Source organism: Arthrobacter sp. 01T428, from assembly GCF_056398685.1.
In genome coordinates, this window is sequence record NZ_JBFTPW010000032.1 from 42,497 (window position 1) to 48,621 (window position 6,125).

8 protein-coding genes are annotated in these 6,125 nt (G+C 64.2%); 4 read left to right on the forward strand and 4 right to left on the reverse strand.

The window, feature by feature from the left end; all coding sequences use genetic code 11:
• Positions 1–32: 32 nt before the first annotated feature.
• A complete protein-coding gene (locus AC1DJB_RS22725) occupies positions 33–1,043 on the forward strand; it encodes a LacI family DNA-binding transcriptional regulator (RefSeq protein ID WP_441433401.1) in 1,011 nt (336 codons plus the stop codon).
• Here AC1DJB_RS22725 and AC1DJB_RS22730 read toward each other — a convergent pair.
• Positions 1,021–1,242, reverse strand: a complete 222-nt coding sequence (locus AC1DJB_RS22730; RefSeq protein ID WP_284991110.1) for a helix-turn-helix domain-containing protein — start codon at positions 1,240–1,242, stop codon at positions 1,021–1,023. The two genes, AC1DJB_RS22725 and AC1DJB_RS22730, sit on opposite strands and share 23 nt — an antisense overlap.
• 2 nt (positions 1,243–1,244) lie before the next feature.
• Positions 1,245–1,529 carry a hypothetical protein gene (locus AC1DJB_RS22735; RefSeq protein ID WP_059388451.1) on the reverse strand — a complete coding sequence of 95 codons (285 nt, stop codon included), beginning with the start codon at positions 1,527–1,529 and terminating at the stop codon, positions 1,245–1,247.
• A 256-nt stretch (positions 1,530–1,785) separates the two neighbouring features.
• Between AC1DJB_RS22735 and AC1DJB_RS22740 the strand changes: the two genes are divergently transcribed.
• The gene (locus AC1DJB_RS22740; RefSeq protein ID WP_284991078.1) at positions 1,786–2,436 is read left to right on the forward strand and encodes a hypothetical protein; all 651 of its coding nucleotides are present in this window, start codon (positions 1,786–1,788) and stop codon (positions 2,434–2,436) included.
• A 28-nt stretch (positions 2,437–2,464) separates the two neighbouring features.
• Here the strand turns inward: AC1DJB_RS22740 and AC1DJB_RS22745 are convergent, their stop codons facing one another.
• Together AC1DJB_RS22745 and AC1DJB_RS22750 are read right to left on the reverse strand one after the other, a co-directional pair.
• A complete protein-coding gene (locus tag AC1DJB_RS22745; RefSeq protein ID WP_284991077.1) occupies positions 2,465–3,100 on the reverse strand; it encodes a LysE family translocator in 636 nt (211 codons plus the stop codon).
• A gap of 78 nt (positions 3,101–3,178) precedes the next feature.
• Entirely contained in the window at positions 3,179–4,660 is a 1,482-nt protein-coding gene (locus tag AC1DJB_RS22750) for an amino acid permease (RefSeq protein ID WP_284991076.1), read from the reverse strand.
• Between the two features lie 288 nt (positions 4,661–4,948).
• Between AC1DJB_RS22750 and AC1DJB_RS22755 the strand changes: the two genes are divergently transcribed.
• Positions 4,949–5,752, forward strand: a complete 804-nt coding sequence (locus AC1DJB_RS22755) for an IclR family transcriptional regulator (RefSeq protein ID WP_059388453.1) — start codon at positions 4,949–4,951, stop codon at positions 5,750–5,752.
• A gap of 224 nt (positions 5,753–5,976) precedes the next feature.
• Positions 5,977–6,125: hypothetical protein (locus AC1DJB_RS22760; RefSeq protein ID WP_476910879.1), on the forward strand; the 149-nt coding region annotated here is incomplete at its 3' end.

Here is a 6,125-nt window from a genome sequence, read left to right on the forward strand (position 1 = left end):
CATCGACTCCGAGGGCGAGTCATCCGGTGACGATGCGGGAAGTAGCGGAAGGGGCTGGAGTCTCCGTTGCCACGGTTTCCCTCGTTATCAACAACAAGAAAGACGCCAGGATCGGCGCCGCGACCCGCAAACGCGTCCTGGACACCATCCGCGAACTGGGGTACCGCCCGAACGCCCTCGCGAAGAACCTCGTGAGCGGCAGTTCACGGTTCATCGGACTCGTCGCTGACGCGATCGCCACAACCCCCTTCGCTGGGCAAATCATCCACGGCGCCCAGGACGAAGCGTGGAAACACGGATTCGTGCTGTTGGTCGCCAACACGGAGGGCGACGAGCCCGTGGAAAAAGACGCCATCTCGATGATGCTCGAGCACAAGGTTCGCGGCATCCTGTACTCCACCTGGTTCCACCGCCCAACCAAGATCCCCGCTGCGTTGAGAGAGACTGACTTCGTGCTGGTGAACTGCTTCTCCCCGGACTCCGACGCCCTGGCGGTGGTCCCGGACGAAGTCCACGGCGGACGGGAAGCCACTGAAATCCTTGTGCGCAAGGGGCACCGACGGATCGCCTTCATCAACGCCACGATTCCTGCTCCGGCGAAGGACGGACGCCTCCAGGGCTACCGGGAAGCGCTCGAATCTGCTGGAATCGCCTTCGATCCGCACCTCGTGTTCGACGCGTATCCTGACCAGGAGGGCGGCTACGGAGCAGTCGAGGAGCTCCTCAAACGCGATGTCACGGCAGTCTTCTGCTACAACGACCGTATGGCCATGGGCCTCTACGACGGGCTGAAGCAACGGGGGCTGTCCATTCCCGAGGACATGGCCGTGGTGGGGTTCGACAACCAGGAAGTCATCGCGGCGCACATGCGGCCGCCGCTGTCCACCGTCGCGCTGCCGCACTACGAGCTTGGCGCCGCGGGCGTGCGCTTGCTGCTCGGCGTTGACGAACCGGCGGGCAGCCCTGTGGTAAAGCTTGAATGCCCGCCAGTGGAACGCGACTCGGTTGGACCGAATACCCTTACGGCTCCCCGGGTGCCTTAGGCTCAGCCTCGTCCACCGCCGAGTGCTCAATGTAGGATTCCACCGCCGACTCCGGAACGCGGTATGACCGCCCGAACCGCACGGCGTGGATGGCGTGCGAGTTCACGAGGCGGTAGACGGTCATTCTGGATACCCGCAGGGCCTCGGCAACCTCGGCGATCGTCATGAACCGGTTGGCTGGAACGCCGGCGGCGGACATATTCACCAGGGCCTCCTCAATTGGCGGTAGTCGTAGTAGACCAGGGTGCCGCCCCTCGGCACGACGGTTCTCAAGCCAATCGATGGGCCTTTGATGACGGCCACCACCCCTTCCTGGGACCCGTTGAAGGGGTCGTCGCCAGCTACGTAGTCGCCCACCTTGAAAGGGGAAGCAGTGCTTTTGGCCTGCGTGGCTGCCCTGGTAAATATCTGGCAAAGTCGCGAAGCCAGCGCATGGCGGCGCTGCTTGCGCATCCGAGCAGCGTGCCTTGAGTAAGGATCGAACATCGGAATCACTCCTTTGCAAGTCGCGATCTTCCAACGGTAGGCGTGGACCACACGCAACACATGAGTGACTTGCACCCGTTATGGCCCACGGGCCACTCACGTCACTTGGACCACTACTCGGACAAGGACCCCAGGGCGAGCAAGTGGTGATCCGAGTAGTCCGGTCAAAAGACGAGTAGGGGTTACGCATGCCAGGCCGGGCGAACAGTCCATACGCTCAAGGCAAATGTTCCGTCAGGTCTGGGAGGGGGGAACAATGCGACGAGCGGCAAAAGCAGGAATTGTCGTTGCAGGTGTGGTGGCGGTCGGGCTGGCAGGGGCGATCACCCTCAACGCGACGCAGACATCATCTACCTCGATTGCCGGCGCCCCGCCGTCAGCCACCGTCAGTGCGGCAGCTTCTGCGCCCGGTCCCGCCAAGACGCCAGCCACGACGCCGAGTGCCACCGCTTCAGCGTCAGCCGCCGGCGCCTCTGCCAGCGCTTCCGCTAGTGCTGCGCCTTCAAGTCAAGCCCCGGTCCCTGCTCCGACGACGAGTGCCAAGCCCGATGCCCCCGAGCCGGCGCCAGCTGCGCCGGCTCCGGCTCCCGCGGTTCCCGCTCCTGTGCAGCAGGGCCTCGACGCAGCGGGGATCCAACGCATCAAGGACAGCTGCAGCGCCCGGCTGCAAAGCGATGCCGCCCACTCCTCAATTGTGACCGGAACGGTGGTGCCCCGGCCATTTTCAGTGGTCTCCATCGCGTTCTCCGGGAACCCGGTGCAGTCAACGGCGGCCTCCGGCCTAGCGTCGTACGACATCCTCATGAAGGTCACCCTCAAGCTGGTTGATGGTCCTGCCCAGGACAGCGTGCGGGTTTGCCGGGTCTACGACTCGGACTCGCACGTGGATTGGCTTCCCGCCGGCTGAGTCCGCGGTTGCTCCCCGTCCTGCGGCCCTAAGACTTGGCGCCTGTGAGCGCCAGCGTCCCGCCGAGCCCGATCATCATGACGCCCCCCATGGCACCCAGGGTGGAGATCCGCCGCGGCGAGCGGGCAAACCAGTGGCGTGCCGTGCCCGCTGCGAGGGCCCAGATGCTGTCGGAGATGAGGGCGATCACCAGGAAAACAGCTCCGAGTTCGGCGAGTTGAAGCGGAATGCTGCCGCTCGAATAGTCCACGAACTGCGGCAGCACAGCCACGAAGAACACGATCGATTTCGGGTTGCTCGCACCGACGATGAAACCCTCGCGGATGAGCCGCCACATGGACCGCGCCGGCGCTGGACCAGTCGCCGTCGAACGCCCGCCGCGGTGGCGGATCGCCTGCACCCCGAGGTAGACCAAATACGCTGCGCCCCCGAACTTGATGATGGTGAACAGCACGATCGACTGCGCAAGGATCGCGCCGAGCCCCAGCGCCACGGCAATGATCTGCGGAACCATGCCGAGGGCGTTTCCGAGCACGCTCAGGAGCCCGCCTTTGCGGCCAAGGGCGAGGGAACGCCCAATCACGAACAGGACGCTGGGACCGGGGACTGCGATGAGGACCAGTGCGGCCAGCGCAAACGCCAGGAGGTTGGTGAACGGAACCATCCCTGATGATAGCGCTGGCCTGCGGTGACGGTCGATGGCTCGTGGCGCGCCGCCGCCGTCGTCGTCCTCCTCAAGGCACTATGGGCGCTCGGCGACCATGGGAATCGAGGCTGTTTCGTCGACGAGGTCGGCGCGCAGGCGCCCGCCGCCGCGGACCCAGAGCTTGTAGGCCAGCACCAGCAGTCCGAGCCACACGGCGCCTACGTACAGCGCCACGCGAGTGTCCTCGAAGACGCCAAGGATCACGATCACCAGGGCCATGAAGGCGATGGTCACCACGGACGCGGCGGGCCACCACGGCGACGCGAATTCCGACGCCGGAAGTCCCTTGCGCTTGATTTCGCGCTTCATGGCGACGTGGGAGGCGAGGATCATGACCCATACCCACACTGTCGCGAAGGTGGCGATGGATGCGATCACGAGGAACACGTCCTCGGGGATGACCGCGTTGAGCACCACGCCCACCAGCAGGATGCCGCCCATGAGGACCACGGTCATCCAAGGAACACCATGCCTTGAGATCCTGCCGAAGCTCTTCGGAGCGTGTCCCTGCTGGGAAAGCCCGAAGAGGATGCGTCCGGCGCCGAAGATGTCGCTATTGATGGCTGACAGTGCCGAGGTGATGACCACGGCATTGAGGATGTGGGGCGCCGCGGGGATGCCGAGGCCACTGAAGATCTGCACAAACGGGCTGCCGTTGTTCCCGATTTCATTCCAGGGGAACAAGCTCATGAGCACCCCGAGCGTCAGGACGTAGAACAGCAGCACACGCACGGGGACGGTGTTGACAGCCTGCGGGATGACCTTCTTGGGGTCTGCGGCTTCGCCTGCGGTGATGCCGATCGTTTCGATCCCGCCAAAGGCAAACATGACGACGGCGAACGAGGCCAGGAGCCCTTCGAAACCGTTGGGGAACAGGCCGCCATGGTCAACGAGGTTCCCCAGCCCCGGTGCCACGCCGCTGTTGCCGGACTGGAAGCCGAACACGATGATCGCAGCCCCGCCCGCAATCATCGCGATGATCGCCACGACCTTGATGAGCGAGAACCAAAACTCGAGCTCGCCGAAGACCTTGACGCTCAGGAGGTTCATGGCTCCGAGGAGGAGGATGATCGCGAGGACCCAGATCCATCGGTCCACCTGCGGGAACCAGAAGCCCATATAGATACTGAATGCCGTCACGTCCGCGATCGCCACGATGGCCATTTCGAAGACGTAGGTCCAGCCGGTGATGAACCCGGCCAGCGGTCCGAGGTAGCGGCTGGCGTACTGGCCGAACGAGCCTGAGACGGGGTGGCGCACGGCCATTTCGCCGAGGGCACGCATCACCATGAAGACGGCGGCGCCCCCGATCATGTATGCGAAGAGAACCGATGGGCCGGCCTTTTGGATCGCGGACGCCGAACCGTAGAAGAGGCCTGTCCCGATGGCCGAACCGAGCGCCATGAAGCGGATGTGGCGGACATTGAGGCCGCGGCTGAGAACGGTTGTTACCGCGCCTTCGACGCCTTCGACGACTTTGGCGGCCGGCGTCCTGACGGCTGTTGGGGCTTGCTGCATACGAATACCTTCTCGTCATTGGGAGGGGTGGACTGTTAACCAGCAGACCATTCCGCAGCATGCTGTGATGGGCCTCACGGGACATCGTTGTCTCGGTTCTCAGACGCTGCGCCGTGGACTGGTTGTTTCATGCACAAATGTCTGGTATTCCAGACACCTTAATGTTCTGATTGGCTTTCCGATCCGCTCGGTGGGGCGCACGCTTAAGTACGGGATCCCGGACACCCGCCTTGCCAGCTTTGTGGCAGAAGGGCGGGCCGGGCATTACCGTGCACTCGAAGAGGAGCCATGACCACACAGCCGTCCACCCAAGGCCGGGCCGCTTCCAAAGTCCCGGCCGCCGAGAACACCCTGCGCATCCTGAAGTTGCTCGCGTCCCGGCGTGGCCCGATGGCAGCGTCCAATATCGCCACGGCGCTGGGCTTGCCCCGTTCCAGCGTCTATCACTTGCTTGGCGTCATGGAGGCCAACGGCTTTGTCCTGCACCTTCATGAGGAGCAGCGCTACGGGCTGGGGATCAGCGCCTTTGAACTCAGTTCGGCATACTCGCGGCAAGAGCCTTTGTCCCGGCTCGGCCGCCCCATGCTCGCCGCCCTCGTGGATGCGATCGGCGAGAGCGCACACTTGGCCGTCCTGCACGGCCGCGATGTGCTCTACATCGTGGAGGAGCGGGCCAAGAACCGCCCGTCCCTCGTGACCGACGTCGGGGTCCGGCTTCCCAGCCACCTCACGGCCAGTGGCCGCGCGATCCTGGCCGCCCTGCCAAAATCGCAGGTCAGGGCCCTGTACCCGAATGCTGCAGCCTTTACGGCCCGGCATGAAATGGAATCGCCCATCATGAAGTACTCGGCCCTGTCCTCGCATTTGGACCAGGTCCGGCAGCGCGGCTACGCCACCGAACACGGCGAAGTCACGCCCGGCTTCGGTTCTGTGGCCGCCGCCGTCACCGACCATCTGGGATGGCCGACGGCGGCAGTCGCCGTGACATTCCTCGAGGACCGGGTGCCGGTGGAGGAGTGGCCCGCACTGGCCGCCCGCATCCAGAAGACAGCGGACGAACTCTCGATCCGCATCCACGGCCGCCCGTCCTAGCCCGCCGCACCCAACCCCGCCCTGCTCACCAACCCGGCGCCTAGCCCAACTGACTCGCAGTTGTTGTCGTTTTGGGCCCTCAGAACGACATTTACTGCCAGTTAGTTGAGTCTGGTATTCCGGACAGCACCCTCCATAAAGCCATTCCAAGACCCTTGCGGAGGGGCTCTACTGGATACAGAAGGAACTTCCACCTAGCAACCTCCAGAGACGAAGGAGTCATCATGGCACCCGCTGATTTCACTACCGGAGCCCGTCCGGTCAAGGCCGCGCGCGGCACGGAGCTGACCGCGAAGAGCTGGCAGACCGAAGCGCYGTTGCGCATGTTGATGAACAACCTGGACCCGGAGGTCGCCGAGCGTCCGGATGACCT